Origin of the sequence: Micromonospora sp. Llam0, from assembly GCF_003751085.1 — a bacterium.
In the GTDB taxonomy this organism is placed as follows: Bacteria; Actinomycetota; Actinomycetes; order Mycobacteriales; family Micromonosporaceae; genus Micromonospora_E.
Genome location: NZ_RJJY01000002.1, coordinates 1,854,609 through 1,871,412, shown reverse-complemented (window position 1 = coordinate 1,871,412; position 16,804 = coordinate 1,854,609). Strand labels below are relative to the sequence as shown.

Annotated in this window: 13 protein-coding genes; 6 read left to right on the top strand and 7 right to left on the bottom strand. The window is 72.2% G+C overall.

The window, feature by feature from the left end; genetic code table 11:
• Position 1 precedes the first annotated feature (1 nt).
• Together EDC02_RS35725 and pdhA are read right to left on the bottom strand one after the other, a co-directional pair.
• Positions 2-991, bottom strand: coding sequence for an alpha-ketoacid dehydrogenase subunit beta (locus EDC02_RS35725; protein WP_123607417.1), 990 nt, complete (start codon positions 989-991; stop codon positions 2-4).
• Positions 988-2,166 (bottom strand): pyruvate dehydrogenase (acetyl-transferring) E1 component subunit alpha, encoded by a 1,179-nt coding sequence (gene pdhA / locus EDC02_RS35720; protein WP_123606525.1) that lies wholly within the window; start codon positions 2,164-2,166, stop codon positions 988-990. The genes EDC02_RS35725 and pdhA overlap by 4 nt, the downstream gene beginning before the upstream one ends.
• Before the next feature lie 449 nt (positions 2,167-2,615).
• On the opposite strand from pdhA, the gene EDC02_RS35715 reads away from it, so the two are divergent.
• Positions 2,616-3,380 carry a hypothetical protein gene (locus EDC02_RS35715; protein WP_148083769.1) on the top strand — a complete coding sequence of 255 codons (765 nt, stop codon included), beginning with the start codon at positions 2,616-2,618 and terminating at the stop codon, positions 3,378-3,380.
• 13 nt (positions 3,381-3,393) lie between these two features.
• Here the strand turns inward: EDC02_RS35715 and EDC02_RS35710 are convergent, their stop codons facing one another.
• From EDC02_RS35710 to EDC02_RS35700, 3 genes are all read right to left on the bottom strand, one after another.
• Complete coding sequence (locus tag EDC02_RS35710; RefSeq protein WP_123606523.1) at positions 3,394-4,623, bottom strand: hypothetical protein; 1,230 nt, start codon at positions 4,621-4,623, stop codon at positions 3,394-3,396.
• Between the two features lie 134 nt (positions 4,624-4,757).
• Positions 4,758-6,518, bottom strand: a complete 1,761-nt coding sequence (locus EDC02_RS35705; RefSeq protein WP_123606522.1) for a GTPase — start codon at positions 6,516-6,518, stop codon at positions 4,758-4,760.
• On the bottom strand, positions 6,515-8,362 hold the full coding sequence (locus tag EDC02_RS35700; protein ID WP_370461599.1) for an ABC transporter: 1,848 nt from the start codon (positions 8,360-8,362) through the stop codon (positions 6,515-6,517). Before EDC02_RS35700 ends, EDC02_RS35705 begins: the two co-directional genes overlap by 4 nt.
• Before the next feature lie 233 nt (positions 8,363-8,595).
• On the opposite strand from EDC02_RS35700, the gene dnaK reads away from it, so the two are divergent.
• The 4 genes from dnaK to EDC02_RS35680 all read left to right on the top strand — a co-directional run bounded on the left by dnaK (position 8,596) and on the right by EDC02_RS35680 (position 13,464).
• Complete coding sequence (gene dnaK / locus EDC02_RS35695; RefSeq protein WP_123607416.1) at positions 8,596-10,524, top strand: molecular chaperone DnaK; 1,929 nt, start codon at positions 8,596-8,598, stop codon at positions 10,522-10,524.
• A 67-nt stretch (positions 10,525-10,591) separates the two neighbouring features.
• Positions 10,592-11,590, top strand: a complete 999-nt coding sequence (locus EDC02_RS35690; protein ID WP_233606612.1) for a nucleotide exchange factor GrpE — start codon at positions 10,592-10,594, stop codon at positions 11,588-11,590.
• 181 nt (positions 11,591-11,771) lie between these two features.
• Complete coding sequence (gene dnaJ, locus EDC02_RS35685; protein WP_123606520.1) at positions 11,772-12,989, top strand: molecular chaperone DnaJ; 1,218 nt, start codon at positions 11,772-11,774, stop codon at positions 12,987-12,989.
• Positions 12,990-12,996: 7 nt separating this feature from the next.
• Entirely contained in the window at positions 12,997-13,464 is a 468-nt protein-coding gene (locus EDC02_RS35680) for a heat shock protein transcriptional repressor HspR (RefSeq protein ID WP_123606519.1), read from the top strand.
• Here the strand turns inward: EDC02_RS35680 and EDC02_RS35675 are convergent.
• Complete coding sequence (locus tag EDC02_RS35675) at positions 13,461-15,593, bottom strand: MMPL family transporter (protein ID WP_123606518.1); 2,133 nt, start codon at positions 15,591-15,593, stop codon at positions 13,461-13,463. The genes EDC02_RS35680 and EDC02_RS35675 overlap by 4 nt on opposite strands.
• A gap of 75 nt (positions 15,594-15,668) precedes the next feature.
• Here EDC02_RS35675 and EDC02_RS35670 point away from each other — a divergent pair, with 75 nt between their 5' ends.
• A complete protein-coding gene (locus EDC02_RS35670) occupies positions 15,669-16,307 on the top strand; it encodes a TetR/AcrR family transcriptional regulator (protein WP_123606517.1) in 639 nt (212 codons plus the stop codon).
• On the opposite strand, the gene EDC02_RS35665 is transcribed toward EDC02_RS35670, so the two are convergent.
• On the bottom strand, positions 16,300-16,731 hold the full coding sequence (locus EDC02_RS35665; protein ID WP_123606516.1) for a hypothetical protein: 432 nt from the start codon (positions 16,729-16,731) through the stop codon (positions 16,300-16,302). The genes EDC02_RS35670 and EDC02_RS35665 overlap by 8 nt on opposite strands.
• Between the last annotated feature and the right edge of the window lie 73 nt (positions 16,732-16,804).

Below are 16,804 nucleotides of genomic sequence, written 5' to 3'. Positions count from 1 at the left end.
CTCACCAACCGAACGCGCGGTCGACGGCGTCGAGTACCCGGTCCAGGTCCGGCAGGTACTCCTCCTCCAGGCGGGCAGCCGGGTACGGCGTGTTGAAGCCGCCCACCCGCAGTACCGGCGCCTCCAGGGAGTAGAAGCACTCCTCGGTGATCCGGGCGGCGATCTCGGCACCGAGACCGAGATTCGTCGGCGCCTCGTGCACCACCACGCAACGTCCGGTCCGCCGGACCGACTCGTACGTGCCGGCCAGGTCCAGCGGGGACAGCGACCGCAAATCGATCACCTCGAGTTCGCGGCCCTCCTCGGCGGCGGCGGTCGCCGCGTCCAGAGCGGTGCGCACCATCGGCCCGTACGCGAGGACCGTCGCGTCGCTGCCGGGCCGCACGGTGCGGGCGGCATGCAGCGGGTACGCCGTACCCGGTGGCGCCTCCAGCTCGACCGGCGCCTTCTCCCAGTACCGCCGCTTCGGCTCCAGGAAGATGATCGGGTCGTCGGAGAGCACCGCCTGCTGGATCATCGTGTAGGCGTCCTGCGGGTTGGAGCAGGCGACGACCTTCAGCCCAGCGGTGTGCGAGAAGTACGCTTCCGGCGACTCGGAGTGGTGCTCCACCGCGCCGATACCGCCGCCGAACGGGATCCGGATCACGATCGGCAGCTTCACCTTGCCCTGCGACCGGTAGTGCATCTTGGCCACCTGGGACACGATCTGGTCGTACGCCGGGTAGACGAAGCCGTCGAACTGGATCTCGCAGATCGGACGGAAGCCACGGATGGCCAGACCGACGGCGGTGCCGATGATCCCGGACTCGGCCAGCGGGGTGTCGATCACCCGGTCCTCGCCGAAGTCCTTCTGCAGCCCATCGGTGATCCGGAAGACGCCGCCGAGCTTGCCGACGTCCTCGCCCATCAGGACGACCTTGCTGTCGCTGTCGAGTGCCCTGCGCAGCCCGGCGTTGAGCGCCTTGCCGAGAGTGAGTGTCTCAGCCATCAGTGCGACCCTTCCTCGAACGACGCCAGGTACCGCTCGAACTGGGCCCGCTCGGTGTCGAGCAGCGGTGAGCCGTGCGCGTACACGTGATCGAAGAGCGCGCCGGGCTGCGGGTCGGGCATGCTCAGCACCCGCTCCCGCAGGTGCACCGCGTCCCGCTTGGCCTGTGCGTCGACCTCGGCGAAGAAGTCGGCATCGGCGATCTGCTGCTTCTCCAGGAAGGCGCGGACCCGGGCGATCGGGTCCTTGGCCTGCCACGCCTCCACCTCGCTGGCGATCCGGTACCGGGTCGGGTCGTCGGAGGTGGTGTGCGCCCCCATCCGGTACGTGTACGCCTCGATCAGCGTCGGGCCCTGCCCGTGCCGGGCGTTGTCCAGCGCGGTCCGGGTCACCGCGTAGCTGGCCAGCACGTCGTTGCCGTCCACCCGTACGCCCGGGAAGCCGAAGCCGGACGACCGCTGGTAGAGCGGGATCCTGGTCTGCCGTTCGAGGGGTTCGGAGATGGCGTACTGGTTGTTCTGACAGAAGAAGACGATCGGCGCGTTGAAGACACTGGACCAGACGAAGGCTTCGTTGACGTCGCCCTGCGCCGACGCTCCGTCGCCGAAGTACGCGATGACCGCCTCGCCGTCGTCGCCGCCGACCTTGCCGTCCATGGTGATGCCCATGGCGTAGCCGGTGGCGTGCAGCGTCTGGGCACCGATCACGATCGTGTACATGTTGAACTTGAACTCGTTCGGGTCCCAGCCACCCTGGTCGACGCCGCGGAACAGCCCCAGCGGCATGATCGGGTCGATGCCGCGGCAGTAGAGAACGCCGTGTTCGCGGTAGGTGGGGAAGGCCATGTCCTGCTCGCGCAGCGCCCGCCCGGAACCGACCTGTGCGGCCTCCTGACCGAGCAGGCTCGCCCAGATGCCCAGCTCACCCTGGCGCTGCAGGGCGGTCGCCTCGGCGTCGAGTTTCCGCACCACGACGAGGTCCCGGTAGAGGGCACGGTACTCGGCGTCGGTGAAGTCGACCGTGTACTGCGTGCCGTCGGGGCCGGTCACCCGGTCGATCCGTTCGCCGTCCGGAGTCAGCAGTTGCACCAACTCCGGATCGGCGGCGTTCTTGGTGACGCGCCGTCGAGCCGTGGCCGGTCTGGCGCGGGTCGCTGTCCCGCGCTCGCCTTTCGCCATCCGTCTCTCCCATCGTTCGTGCGTGGCAGCGGGGGTGTCCCGACCGCGCAGCTCGTCCTGCTGCCGGCTGCTGCCGGTACAGGTCCTCTCACCGCGCCTGGCCCGGGTCAGGGTTGCCGCGCGGCACGGGCCGGGTTCTGGCTGGACCCGGTCCGGGAGGGACGTCATCGAGTCGTGCCCGCCGCGGTAGAGGCGGAGGCAGCGGCTGCGGTGCCGTCCGGTCCATATTCGCATTGGAGGTGAGGGGTGTCATAGGTCGGTCCGGGCATGCAGGTGCGATGTCCGCGTTGCGCGGAACTTGTAGCCTCGCGCTGCGTTCGGCCGAGTGTGACTCATCCGTCCGGTTCTGATAACACGATGTATTGAACTGGAAAACCTTCTGTCACTGCTTCACGATGTATCCAGAGCCGGTGATCTGTGGGACCGTGGATCGACCGGAGGCCATACCGATGAGGAGACGAGCCGTGCTGCTGCCGCAGGATCGCGTGGCCCGGCCCACCGGGGTGGACGGACCTGCCCGGCGGTTCCCGTTGATCGTGGCGTTGCTGGTGCTGACCGCCTCGTTGCCGCTGCTGGCGACGCTCGGCGCGGGCTCGGCGACGGTGGCCGGAGGCGGCCCCGCCACGGTGCTGCCGCTGATCGGTCAGCCGGGCGGCGGACCGATCATCGTGCATCCGCTGCCGCACCCGACCCCGTCCGGGCCGGTCGAGCCGACCGGCGGGGACGGTACGGACCAGGACACGTCGACGGACCGTCGTGCCGGCGGCCGGGACGGATTTTCCACCAGCACGACGCGCGACAGCGGGAGCGGGTCGTCGGATCGTGACCGGTCGGCCCCGGGCGCACCGGCGGACTCCGATGGTCCGGCACCGACGACCCCCAGCGACCCGGGGTCCGAACAGCCACCGTCCGACACTCCGGACGATTCGCCGGACCCTGACGACCCGCCGCCCGTCACCGACGTCGACCCCGACGTCGACCCGGAGCCCGATCCGACGCCGACACCGACGCCGAATCCGGACGTGGATCCGGACATCGACCCGGACATCGATCCCGACATCGACCCGTCCCCGGACCCCGATGTGGATCCGGACATCGATCCCGACATCGATCCGTCGCCGGACCCCGATCCGACGCCGTCGCCGGACCCCGACGTCGATCCGGATCCGACGCCGGATCCGTCCTGCAGCCCGCACCCATCGGACGCCGGATAACCGGGGTGACCCGTCAGGACCCGCCCTGCTCGTCGGCGAGTCGTTGCCGGTTGGCCTCGATCCAGGCATCCAGCGCCTGCGGATCGTTGAGGTCGACACCCTCGGCAAGAAGCTGGGCGACCGCTGCCGTGGCCGGGCTGCGGCGCTCCCCGGTGGTGTAGAGGCGGACGAACTCCGGCACCATCTCGGCGATCGCGGCGTCCGTCTGGCTGAACGCCACCGCCGGTAGACCGCGCTGCCGGCCGGCGTACGCGGACCAGCCGCGGACCACGCCGGGCAGCATGGCCGCGTCGTCGATGTCCAGCACCGCCCGGCGGTGCACCCAGTCGAGCAGGAACATGCCGGCCACCGCCGGGCTCCAGCGCATCGGGTCGGGGTCGAGCAGGCTTGCCGAGTGGTCGAGCACCAGGCTCAGGCAGAAGTGCAGCGAGGCCAGGTCGGCGTCGCCGGCCGCGTCCAGCCCGAACCGCTTGGCCTCGGCAGACGCGAGGAACTCCCGCACCAGGACGGTCCGCCGGTCGGCGGGCAGCGGGTCGTCCGGCGCCGGTGCCACGGTCCGCAGCGGCGCGGGCAGTACGGCGAGCCGCGCGCCGACCAACGCCCGGTCGGTGGCGAGCGACCCCTCGCCGGGCAACTCGCCCAGCCCGTCGGTGATCGCCAGGTGCCGGCTCACCTCACCGCGCAGGACCCGGGGATCCTCCTCGCGGAACCAGGTCAGCTCGTCGTTGGCACACATCTGCCGGACCTGACCGAGGACCCGCTCGGCCGGACCACCGACGAAGACGTCCTTGGTGATGCCGATGTTGTGGTCGACCAGCGCCACCATCGCGTGCTCGGGGCCGCCGAGCTCGTCGTCGTAGGCGAAGGTGGCCAGGTACGAGGTCTGGTCGCCGTACACGTCGCCGTACGCGTAGCTGCCGGTCAGCCGGACCCGGCCCAACCGGTCCGACCAGGGCGGCGCCGTCTTGCCGACCTTCACCGCGGCGGCGCCCGTCGCCTCCGGCACCAGCCGGGCGAAGACGGTACGGATGGTGGTCGCGGCGGCGGCGCGCCGGCGGGTGGTGGCGGCGAGGAAGCCGCCGACGAACTCTCGGACCGCGTCGGCGCGGTCCGTCTCCGCCACCGCGTACACGCTGCCGAGCAGGGCGGCGCCGAGCATCTCCGCGTCGAGTGCACACTCCAACTTGGTCACGTCACGGGCGGCGGCGAGCACCGCTTCGTAGGGGGTTTCAGGCGTGGCCATGAATCGACCCTACGCCGTGCCGGGGCGGGTGGCATCACCTGTGCGTCACATGTCGGGTACGCCGGGCGGGCGGACTCTGGCCCCGTCCAGCCAGCCGGTGGGCCGTGCTCCCATCGGGAGATTGGACGGGGTCGTCAGCGGTGGGACGACCGGGCGCGGTCCAGCGCGTCGCGTGCGTCAGCGTGCGCCTGCAGGACCGCCCGGACCGGGGCGACGACCAGCCGGCGGGCCGTCTCGGCCACCACGTCGTACAGCCGGTCCTCGGCCCGTCTGCGGACCCGCCGTGCCGCCCACCCGGTCACCGGCCGGATCAGCAGACTGAGCAGAATCCCGCCGAGCAGGCCGCCGAGCAGCATCGCGGTCGGCACCGGCAGGACACCGACCGTCGGATAGTCGAGGGCCGGCAGACCCAGCGTACGGATGACGAAGCCGACCAGCAGCCAGCCGAGCCCGGCGGCGGCGGTGGCGGTGACCGCCCACTGCGCCGTGCCGACCAGCCGCCACCACATCGGCGGCCGGTCCAGGCCCAGATCGGCGCCGCCGACCGCCCGGTCGAGAGCGTCCGGCAGCTCGGCCCGCTGCGACCGGGCGGCGGCGGTGACCGCCGCCGACCAGGGGGTCGGCAGCCGACTGCCGGCCTGCTCGGCGAGGCCGCGTACGGCCAGATCGACCGCGGCGCGCTGCGCGGCACTCGGTGCCGGCAACGAGGTGACCGGCACCGGTCCACCAGCCCCGGCCAGCGACGGCGGCACCGGGCGATCGGCTGCGGTCACCGACGTCGGTTGATTGGCCGGGCCGCTCCCGCCGGCCCGGCGGGAGCCGAGCAGGTGCAGCCGCAGCAGCGGATCCGGCCGCAGCCTGCGCCAGGCCCGGGTGAGCGGCCAGCCGGTCGCGGCCCCGGCCCGGTGCCGGTACGCCGACTCGACGGCGTCGACCACGCTCGGCACCCCGGCCGCCGCCGCCAGCGCCAGGCTGAGCCGGCGCACCGTGCCACGGTTGATCTCCTCCTCGGCGCGTTCGCCGGCCGGGCCGACCAGCTCCGCCAGGCCGTCGGTGACCGAGTCCAGGTCACTGGAGAGTCGACGCAGCGCCGCCTGCCGCTCGGTGACCGTGCCTTCCAACAGCCGGCGCAGCTCGGTCATCGCGGCCGGCACCAGTGCCGAGGTGGCCAGCAGCGGGACTCCGTCGAGCCCGTCGGAGTCGAGCAGCCGGCGCAGGTCGGCGAGCAGCCGGGGCAGCTCGGTCCGGTCCAGTCGGTCGGCGTGGTTGAGCACCACGACGGTGACGTCCCGGTTGCGGTGGAACTCCCGCAGGTAGCCGCGGTGGATCACCCGGTCGGCGTACTTCTGCGGGTCGACCACCCAGATCACCAGGTCGACCAGGCCGAGTAGCCGGTCGACCTCCAGCCGGTGTCCGTACTCGACCGAGTCGAAGTCGGGCAGGTCGAGCAGGACCAGACCGTGCAGCCCGGCTTCGTCGGTGCCGTCCAGGGCGCTTTCCCGGACGAACCGGTGCCGGGGCAGGACCCCGACCCAGTCCAGCAGCCCGCTCGCCCCGTCGACCGCCCCCCACCCGCACGCGTGCGCGTACCCGGTGGTGGGCCGGCGTACGCCGACCGGAGAGAGGTCCCGCCCGGCCAGCGCGTTGAAGATGCTGGACTTGCCGCTGCCGGTGGCGCCGGCCAGCGCCACGACGGTGTGCTCCCGGGACAGCGCCAGCCGGGCCCCGGCCCGCTCGACCAGGGTGTGGGCGGCTCCGAGCCGGTCGTCGGGAATCCGGCCGTCGGCGGCGCGCAGGAACCGCCCGAGCGCGTCGAGCCGGTCGACCAGCAGGTCGGCGTCCACCCGGGAGTCCCTTCGGGCCAGGTGCCGGACCCGGTCGACGAAGCCGGTCACGCGACCGCTCCCGGCAGCGGTCCGGTCGCGCCGGGCAGCGTGTCCGGCAAGCGGTACGGCGTACCGCCGCTCAACCCGGCGGCAGCCCGGGCCTGCTCGACCTCGACGGCCGCAGCGCGCAGCCGGTCGCCGGGTGCGGTGGCCGTGGCGTCGACGGCCTCCGGTGGGACACCGGCCGCTTCGATCAGCCGCAGGTAGCGGCCGGCCTCCTCGTCGAGCAGCGCCCGGATCCGGCGCAGCAGACCCTCCCGGGACCGGTTGGCGAGGTTGCGGATCGCCTGGTCGCCGAAGATCGCCTCAAGGACCTTCTGCGCGGCGACGGTGGTGCCGCCGGCGGCGGCGACCTCCAGCCCGGTCGGGATGAAGGCGGTCGAGGCGAAGACAGCGATCATGACGGCGAGCCCGGTGGCGTTCACCGCGTACGCGGCGGTGCGGGCGACGAACCGTTTGTCGCCGGCCTCGGCCCGGACCAGTTCGAGCACGTCGCGTTGCCAGTCGCGGACCAGTCGCTCGGCGCGCTCCGGCAGGTCGGCGGAGGGTTGGGCGAGCTCCGGGGTGAGTAGCGCGGCACCGGCCGGGTGGGTCCGCCAGGCCAGGTGCGCGGCGTCGGCGGCCTCGGTCGCCGCGCCCTTGATCAGGGTCACCAGTTGTGACTCGATCGCGGTCCGCAGCTGGTTGGCGGGTGCCGGCCGGCCGGTGACGGCGCTGCGCACCCGGTCGCGGAGCCGCCCCACCCTGGCCTCCAGTGAACGGAACAGTTCGCCGGTGCCGACGAAGTCCTGCCAGCGGCCGAGGACTTCACCGCGGAGCAGCCGGCCGTCCTGCACCGCCTGCTCGGCGTTGCGGCTCGCGCTGCGGTATGCGGCGCGGACCCGGTCGGTCAGGGTACGGGCCGCGTCGAGCTGGTCGTCGGCGGCGGAGGCCAGCCCTTCGACGGTCGGTGCCAGCGCGCTCAGCGCCCCGTCGAGGGACTGCCGGATGACCGCGGCGCGGGCGGCGGCGTCCCCGGCGAGCTGGCCGAACCATTCGCGCAGCGGTGCGGCGGCGATCTCCGGCAGCAGCCCTTGGCCGCCGACTACCGTCTCCGGCACCACGAAGATCGGTACGTCGCCGAGGTCGTGGTCGGTGAGCATCTCCCGCAGATGCGCGGTGATCTCGTTGACCGCCTCGGTCGGCACCCGGTCCAGGGTGAGCGCGACCATGGTCCCGCGTAGCTGCGCGGTCTGCAGCAGTTGCCAGGGGACCGCGTCGGCGTACCGGGCGGCGGTGGTGACGAACAGCCACAGGTCGGCGGCGGCGAGCAGTTGGACGGCGAGCGCCCGGTTGGCGTCGACCACCGAGTCGATGTCCGGCGCGTCGAGGAAGGCCAGCCCGGGGGGTAGCGCCGGCGCGGCGACGAGCTGCAGCGCGTCCGGGGCGTCGGTGGGGCCGGCGGTGCGGGTCAGGCCGGGCAGCAGCTCGCCCTGCCGGAACCAACTGGCGTCCGCCGGGTGGCTGACCAGCACCGGGGACCGGGTGGTGGGCCGCAGTACGCCGGTGGCGCTGACCCGGGCCCGGACCATGCTGTTGACCAGGGTCGACTTGCCCGCGCCGGTGGAGCCGCCGACCACCACCAGCAGCGGTGCGTCGAGTCGGGCGAGCCGGGGCAGTAGATAGTCGTCCAGCTGAGCGATCAGGCCGTCACCGACTTCGCGGCCCTCCTCGGCTGAGGGCAGCACGAGGGGGTACGCCATCGCCGCGATTGCGGAGCGTAGTCGATTGAGCGCAGCGGGAAGTGCGGGTGCGCCGGGGTTGGGCGCGGCCGGTCCGCCCTGCGTGGTCACGGGTAAAGCGTGCCTGATCAATGCATGCCAGACAACCTGAACCGGCCCGGCGTGGCTGCCGATGACACTGTGTGCGACGGGGTCCGAGGGGGTATCGGTGCTGGTGGGAGCATGAGTTGCGCGACTCCGACTCAACCTGACTTGACGGTGGCTGCGATCGTGGCAGTATTGAGTCAAGTCCACTCAACTTGTGGTGGGTGTACGGCGGGGCGGTGCCCCGGCACCTGCTCTACGAACGAAGCGAGGAAGCGACCATGGCACGTGCGGTCGGTATCGACCTGGGCACGACGAACTCCTGCGTCAGTGTGCTGGAGGGTGGTGAGCCTACCGTCATCGCCAACGCGGAGGGCTCCCGGACCACTCCTTCCATCGTCGCGTTCGCCCGCAACGGTGAGGTGCTCGTCGGCGAGGTCGCCAAGCGGCAGGCGGTGACCAACCCGGACCGGACGATCCGGTCGGTCAAGCGGGAGATCGGCACCAACTGGACCGTCGACATCGACGGCAAGAAGTACACGCCGCAGGAGATCTCCGCCCGTACCCTGATGAAGCTCAAGCGGGACGCCGAGGCCTACCTCGGTGAGCGGATCACCGACGCGGTGATCACCGTCCCGGCGTACTTCAACGACGCGCAGCGTCAGGCCACCAAGGAAGCCGGCGAGATCGCCGGGTTCAACGTGCTGCGGATCGTCAACGAGCCGACCGCGGCGGCCCTGGCGTACGGCCTGGACAAGGGCTCCAAGGAGCAGACCGTCCTGGTCTTCGACCTCGGTGGCGGCACCTTCGACGTCTCCCTGCTGGAGCTCGGCGAGGGCGTGATCGAGGTCAAGTCGACCAGCGGTGACAACCTGCTCGGTGGTGACGACTGGGACCAGCGGATCATCGACCACCTGGTGAAGACGTTCCGCGGCCAGCACGGCGTGGACCTCGCCCAGGACAAGATGGCGATGCAGCGGCTGCGGGAAGCCGCGGAGAAGGCCAAGATCGAGCTGTCCGCCGCCACCACGACCAGCATCAACCTGCCGTACATCACCGCCGGCCCGGCCGGGTCGGACGGTGCCCCGTCGGCGCCGCTGCACCTGGATGTCACGCTGACCCGCGCCGAGTTCCAGCGGATGACCCAGGACCTGCTGGACCGCTGCAAGGGCCCGTTCGAGCAGGCGATCAAGGACGCCAGCGTCAAGCTGGCCGACGTCGACCACGTCATCCTGGTCGGCGGGTCCACCCGGATGCCGGCCGTCTCCGACCTGGTCAAGCAGCTGACCGGCCGGGAGCCGAACAAGGGCGTCAACCCGGACGAGGTGGTCGCGGTCGGTGCCGCGCTGCAGGCCGGTGTGCTCAAGGGCGAGGTCAAGGACGTCCTGCTGCTCGACGTGACCCCGCTGAGCCTGGGCATCGAGACCAAGGGCGGCATCTTCACCAAGCTGATCGAGCGCAACACCACCATCCCGACCAAGCGCTCCGAAGTGTTCACCACGGCCGACGACAACCAGCCGTCAGTGCTCATCCAGGTCTTTCAGGGTGAGCGGGACATCGCCGCGTACAACAAGAAGCTCGGTACCTTCGAGCTGACCGGGCTCCCGCCGGCGCCGCGCGGCGTGCCGCAGGTCGAGGTCGCCTTCGACATCGACGCGAACGGCATCGTCCACGTCAACGCCAAGGACCTGGGCACCGGCAAGGAGCAGTCGATGACGATCACCGGCGGCTCGGCGCTGCCGAAGGACGACATCGAGCGGATGATGCGCGACGCGCAGGACCACGCCGACGAGGACAAGCGGCGTCGCGAGGAGGCGGAGACCCGCAACCTGGCCGAGCAGCTGCAGTGGCAGACCGAGAAGTTCCTCGCCGAGAGCGGCGACAAGCTGCCGTCGGACTCCCGCGACCAGATGAACGACGCGCTGGGTGAACTGCGTGGCGCGTTGGCCGGTAGCGACATCGAGGCGATCAAGTCCGCGCACGAGAAGCTGGCCCAGGTTTCCCAGCAGGCCGGCTCGCAGCTCTACGCCCAGCAGGCCGAGCAGCCGGGTCAGCCGGGCGGTGCCGGCGGGCCGGGCGAGGCCGGGCCGGGTGCCAGCGGGCCGGGTGCCGCCGGACCGGGCACCGCTGGGGCGTCCGCGTCGGGTGGCGCCGCCGGCGGGCCGGACGACGTGGTCGACGCGGAGATCATCGAGGACGACAAGAAGTGAGTCTTCGTCGAGGCCGAGGACCAGCGATGATCTTCCCTCGAACTGCCGCACGGAGTGAGGTAGCCACATGACGGAGAAGTCACGGGCCGCTGATCCGGCCGGCACCGGCCCGCCGAGGCGCCGCTCGGCACCGGTCGGGCAGGCGGACGGTGAGACCACCGACCGCCTGGTGATCCGGGACAAACGCCGGATCGATCCGACCGGGACACGGCCCCGGACCGCGCGGCACGCCGCAGCCGAGCCGACGGGTGCGGCACCCCCCACCGACCATCGTCCGACCGGGCGGCACGCCCGGTCGGGCACGGAGGAGGAGCCAGTGAGCGGGAAAGCTGACGACAGGTCCGCTGACGGGTCGGCCGCCAGCGACACCGAAAATGACGAGTCGACCCGGTCCGCGACGGTAGGCGGGGCCGCGACCGGGGCCGCGACCGGCACCGGGTCCGCGACGGACAGCGGGTCCGCGACCGGCAGCGGGTCCGGCACCGACCGGGCCGTTCAGCCCGACTCGTCGGACACCGCCGTCGTCGACGAGCCGGTGGTCGGTGAGCCGGTGACCGGCGAGGTGGTGGAGCAGGTGCCGGAGTCGGACGCCGAGGCGGCGGCCGGGGGCGCGGCCGGTTCCGGTCCGCTCGGCGCCGAGCTGGAGGCGCTCCGCTCCGATCTCGACGAACGCACCCGCGACCTGCAGCGGGTGACCGCCGAGTACGCCAACTATCGCAAGCGGGTCGAGCGGGACAAAGGGGTCGCCGCAGATCAGGCCACCGGTGCGGTTCTCGCCGCGCTGCTGCCGATCCTGGACGACCTGGACCGGGCGCGGGAGCACGGCGACCTGGTCGGCCCGTTCGGCGCCGTGGCCGAGCAACTCGGAGCGGCGCTGGGCAAGTTCGGGCTCACCGCGTTCGGTGAGAAGGGCGACCCGTTCGATCCCACCCAGCACGAGGCGGTTGCCCACCTGACCTCCGCCGAGGTGACCGAACCCACCTGCGTCGACGTGATGCGGCGGGGCTACCTGCTCGGGGACCGGCTGCTGCGGGCGGCACTGGTCGCTGTCGCAGACCCGGAATGACCGCCGCCGGTGGTCCACCGGCGAACAGCACGGCCGGCGGCGGGACGCGGAGCGCGTCCCGCCGCCGGCACCGCGGTACCGGCCGCCGCGCGTGGGCCGGGCCCGCAGTGGTCGGCCGGTTGTCCACTTGGCACCAGGGCGGTCAGGGTCGGGGTCCGGTGACGGACAGGAGGAGGACAGGGTGAGTTCCAAGGACTGGCTGGAAAAGGACTTCTACGCCGTGCTGGGGGTGCCCAAGACAGCCTCCGCCGACGAGATCAAGAAGGCGTACCGCAAGCTGGCCCGCGAGTTGCATCCCGACCACAACCCCGGCAACTCGGCCTTCGAGGAGCGGTTCAAGGCGGTGTCGGAGGCGTACAACGTGCTCGCCGACGAGCGGCGACGCAAGGAGTACGACGAGATGCGCTCGCTGTTCGGCTCGGGTGCGTTCCGCCGGGGAGCGCGCGGCGGCGGGCCGGGCTTCGACCCGGCCGACCTGTTCGGCGGGTTCCCCGGCGCCGGTGGTGCCGGGGATCGGCGGTTCGGTGGGGCCGGATTCTCCGACATCTTCAGCTCGATCTTCTCCGGCGGCGGCGGGGGCGGGATGCGCACCCGTGGACCGGCCCGTGGCCGCGACGTCGAGGCCGAGGTGGTGCTGGACTTCGGTGCCGCCGTACGCGGCACGACGTTGCCGCTGAGCCTGCGGGCGCCCGGGGTGTGCGACACCTGCCACGGCAACGGTGCCAAGCCGGGCTCGGTGCCGAGGACCTGCCCGACCTGCGCCGGGTCCGGGCTGACCACCCGCAACCAGGGGTCGTTCAGCTTCTCCGAGCCGTGCCGTGACTGCCAGGGGGTGGGCACGATCGTCGACGAGAAGTGCCCGGAATGTCACGGCTCCGGTGGGGTGACCAAGACCCGGACCTTGAACGTCCGCTTCCCACCCGGTGTGGCCGACGGCCAGCGGATCCGGCTGGCCGGGCGGGGCGAGCCGGGCGACCGGGGCGGCCCGGCCGGTGACCTGTTCGTGCTGGTCAAGGTCCGCAACGACGAACTGTTCGGGCGGACCGGCGACGATCTCACGTTGATCGTGCCGATCACCTACGCCGAGGCGGTGCTCGGCACCGACCTGCGGGTCCCGACCATGGACGGGGCGGTGACCTTGCGGGTGCAACCAGGTACGCCGAGTGGGCGTACCTTGCGGGCGCGCGGCAAGGGTGTGCCCCGCCGGGACGGCACCACCGGTGATCTTCTGGTGACCGTCGAGGTCGTCGTTCCGGCTACCGTGGACGAGTCGGCACAGGCCGCCCTGCGGACCTTCGCGGAGCACACCCCCGCTGCCGACCGGGAACGGCTCGCCGCCCGGCTGCGTCGCAACGAGGAGCAGGCCGCCGGGTCGCGGCGGGGGACAGACGGGAGGTGAGTGAGGGGTGGACGAGGAGCTGCTGATCACGTTCGAGGCCGCCTCCGACGCCAAGGTCCTGATCATCTCGGTGGCGGCGCGGATGGCCGGCATGCATCCGCAGACGCTGCGCCAGTACGACCGGCTGGGCCTGGTACAGGCCGGCCGGGCGGCCGGTGGCGGTCGCCGGTACAGCGTCCGGGACGTCGTGTTGCTGCGCGAGGTCCAGCGGCTGAGCCAGGACGACGGCGTCAACCTGGCCGGCATCAAGCGGATCATCGGGCTGGAGCAACTCGTCGGCGACCTGCAGCAGCAGGTCGACGGGTTGCGCGCCGAGCTGGCCGAGGCGTACCAGCGGATCGCCGAGCTGGAGTCGGTCGGTCCGTACCCGCGCCGTGATCTGGTGCCGACCAGCCGCACCTCGACCGCGCTGGTGGTGTGGCGGCCCCAGCGCGCAGACCGGCCGGCCCGCCCCGGCTCCGGGCAGACCGGCTAGCCGGCCCTGCGGCCCGGCCACCAGGCGCGGTGACCGAGCAGGCTGAGCACCGCCGGGGCGAGCACCACCCGGATCACCGTCGCGTCGATGACCACGGCGGTGGCCAGCCCGATGCCGACCATCTTGACCAGGGTGTCGTCGATCCACACGAAGCTGAGGAAGACCACCGCCATGATCATCGACGCGGCGGTGATCACCCGACCGGTGCCGGCCAGCCCGGCCACCACCGCCGCACCCGCGTCGCCGCTGCGGCGGTACTCCTCGCGGACGGCGGAGAGCAGAAACACCTCGTAGTCCATCGACAGTCCGAACAGCACCGCGAAGAGCAGCATCGGCACCACGGACATGATCGGCACCGGGCGGTCGACACCGATCAGCCCCAGACCCCACCCCCACTGGAAGACCACCACCAGTACGCCGTACGCGGTGCCGATGGACAGCAGTGCCAGCACGGCGGCCTTGACCGCGATCAGCGGCGCCCGGAACATCGCCACCAGCAGCAGCCCGGCCGCGAGAATCACCGCGAGCACCACCCAGGGCAGCCGGTCGGCGACCGCGTCCGCGATGTCGATCATGAACGCGGTGGTGCCGGCGATCAGCACCTCGGTGCCGTACCCGTCGAGCGCCGCCGGGCCGACGTCGGACCTGACCCGGTGTACCAGGTCGGCCACCCGCTCGTCCTGGGGCGCGTACCGGGGCACCACGGTGAGCAGCGCGACCCGACCGTCGGCGCTGAGCTGGGCCGGGGTGACCAGTTCGACCGCCGGGTCCGCGGCGAGTCGGCGGGCGAGACCGTCGGCCGCGTCGGCCGCCTCCGTCGCCGACAGCGCCGCCGGGACCGGTACGGCGAGCACCAACGGCCCGTTCCAGCCCGGTCCGAAAGCGGCGGCCACCCGGTCGTACGCCTGCCGCTGCGGCCAGTGCGCCGGCTGGTTGCCGTCGTCCGGGGTGCCCAGCCGCAGCGTGAGCACCGGAGCGGTGACGACGAACAGCAGCAGCGTCGCCCCGACGGCGTACGCCAGCCGGTGCCGCTCGACGTGCCGACCCCAGCGTGGCCAGCGGGATCCGGCGACCGGGTCGCGGGGGCGTCGGCCGAGCCGACCCGCGTCGACCCGGCCGCCGAGCAGCCCGAGGACCGCCGGTAGCAGGGTCAGCGCCGCCGCCATCGTCGCGGTCACGGTCAGCGCGCCGGCCAGCCCCATCGCCCCGACGAACGGGATGCCGGTGAACAGCAGCCCGAGGATCGCCACCACGACCGTACCGCCGGCGAACAGCACCGCGTGCCCGGCGGTGCCGGCGGCCCGGCCGGCGGCGGTGACCGGGTCGGTGGTCCCGTCGGCCAGTGCCGCCCGGAACCGGGTGACGACGAAGAGCGCGTAGTCGATGCCGGCACCCAGACCGAGCATCACCGCGACGATCGGTGCCGAGCTGGGGATGTCCACCGCCGCCGCGGCGATCAGCACCAGCGCGGTGCCGGCCGCGAGGCCGACCAGGGCGACCAGGATCGGCAGTCCGGCCGCGACCACCGAGCCGAAGGAGACCAGCAGCACCACGGCGGCGGCGGTCAGGCCGACGAGTTCGGCGCTGCCGGTGGTCGGCTCGAACGCCACGTCGACGACCAGGCCGCGGAAGTCGACGTCGATGCCGGCGGCGCGGGCTGGTTCGACCGCCGCGTCGAGTCGCTGGTACGCCGTCGGGCCGAGCTCGCCGGCGTGCCGGTCGTAGCGGACGGTGCTGGTGGCGGTGCGACCGTCCGGGCTGAGCAGCCCACCGGAGGTGGGGTCGACGGCGTCGGGCAACGGGTTGCCGGCGTCGACGACGGACGGCTGCTGACGGATCGCGCCGATGGCGGCGGTGATCGCGGCGGCGCGGTCGGCCTCGTGCAGGTCGCCGTCGGCGGCGTGCCAGACGATCTCGGCGCTGTCCGCGCCGTACGCCGGAAGGTGCCGCTGGATCAGGTCGGCGGCGCGTTGCGACTCGGCGCCGGGCACCCGGAAGTCGTTGACGAAGCTGCCGCCGGTGAGCTGGCCGAGGCCGACGAGGGCGACGGCGACCAGCAACCAGGCGGCGATGGCGTGCCAGGGCCGGGCGGCGCAGGCCCGGCCGAGTCGTTCCAGCGTGCGTTCCATGCCACCAGCATGGCTGCAGTCAGTGCAAAATTGCAACAAGTGAAGTTAAGTTGGCTTCCGGCGTAAGGTGTTCCCATGCCGACCGAACCGGGCCTGCGGGAGCGCAAGAAGGAACGCACCCGGGCGGCACTGATCGAAGCGGCGGCCGACCTGTTCGACCGCAAGGGCTACGACGAGACGACCGTCGCCGAGATCGCCGCCGCGGCCGAGGTCTCCACCCGGACCTTCTTCAGCTACTTCCGGACCAAGGAAGAGGTCCTCTTCGCGGACAACGCCGAACGCCTGCGCCTGGCCCAGACCGAGATCCGCGTCCGGCACCCCGGCGAAAGCCCGGCCGACGTACTGTTGCGTACCGCCCAACGGATCTTCGCCACCAGCACCTTCTCGAACCAGCTGTTCGCCCGGCTGGCCCCGGTCCGGGTCCGGATGATCCTGGCCAGCCCGGCGCTGCAGGGCTACGCGCTACGGCTGCTGCTCAGCGGGCAGACCGAGCTGGCCCGAGGGCTGCACGAATCCTTCCCGGACGAGCTCGACGAGGTCACCGCCGCGGCGATGGTCGGATCGTTCGTCGGCGCGTTGGTCGCGGTGATGATGCAACTCCTCGCCGAGCTGCCCGAGCCGGAGCGGGCGATCCTGGTCGACCAGGACCAACTGCTGGCCGGCCTGCAGCGGGCGATGCAGGTGGCGGTCGCGGGGCTCGCGGACGCTAGCTGAGCCGGCGGGACTTGCGGACCAGGCCGCCCTCGCACCAGTCGTGGTAGTCGAACAGCTGCGGCTTGGCCAGCAGCACCCGGGTGTTGTGCGCCCAGACCGACATCAGCTCGTCGCCGTCCTGCTCGGCCTGCTCGACCAGCTTGCGCAGCCGCCGTTTCGGGTGGGCGCGAAAGTTGGTCCGGATGCCGTCCGCCGCGTAGATGTAGAGGCAGTGCAGCGCGAACCGGCGGGCCGGACAGGTCGGATCCATCGCCAGGTCGAACAGCGTGGTGATCAGCCGGTCGCCGGAGACGAGCAGATCCCAGTCCTGGGGCATCGACTGCAGCGGGACCGAGTCCGGCTGGTACGCCCAGGCGCGTAGCTCGGCGGGCGCCGGGTCCACCGGGTTGGCGAAGCCGCGGAACGCCGACTCTTGCACGCTCAACGGGGACCCTCCCGTTCGCGGCCGACAGGACACAGCCGGCCCTGGGCCTACCACTAGCTACTGCTGCGCCACG

What these genes read in the sequence shown, in the direction of transcription:
- EDC02_RS35675 (WP_123606518.1), bottom strand. Translation starts at nt 15,593, where the DNA reads ATGGAACGCACGCTGGAACGACTCGGCCGGGCCTGCGCCGCCCGGCCC.
- EDC02_RS35715 (WP_148083769.1), top strand. Translation starts at nt 2,616, where the DNA reads ATGAGGAGACGAGCCGTGCTGCTGCCGCAGGATCGCGTGGCCCGGCCC.
- dnaK (WP_123607416.1), top strand. Translation starts at nt 8,596, where the DNA reads ATGGCACGTGCGGTCGGTATCGACCTGGGCACGACGAACTCCTGCGTC.
- EDC02_RS35710 (WP_123606523.1), bottom strand. Translation starts at nt 4,623, where the DNA reads ATGGCCACGCCTGAAACCCCCTACGAAGCGGTGCTCGCCGCCGCCCGT.
- EDC02_RS35690 (WP_233606612.1), top strand. Translation starts at nt 10,592, where the DNA reads ATGACGGAGAAGTCACGGGCCGCTGATCCGGCCGGCACCGGCCCGCCG.
- pdhA (WP_123606525.1), bottom strand. Translation starts at nt 2,166, where the DNA reads ATGGCGAAAGGCGAGCGCGGGACAGCGACCCGCGCCAGACCGGCCACG.
- EDC02_RS35670 (WP_123606517.1), top strand. Translation starts at nt 15,669, where the DNA reads ATGCCGACCGAACCGGGCCTGCGGGAGCGCAAGAAGGAACGCACCCGG.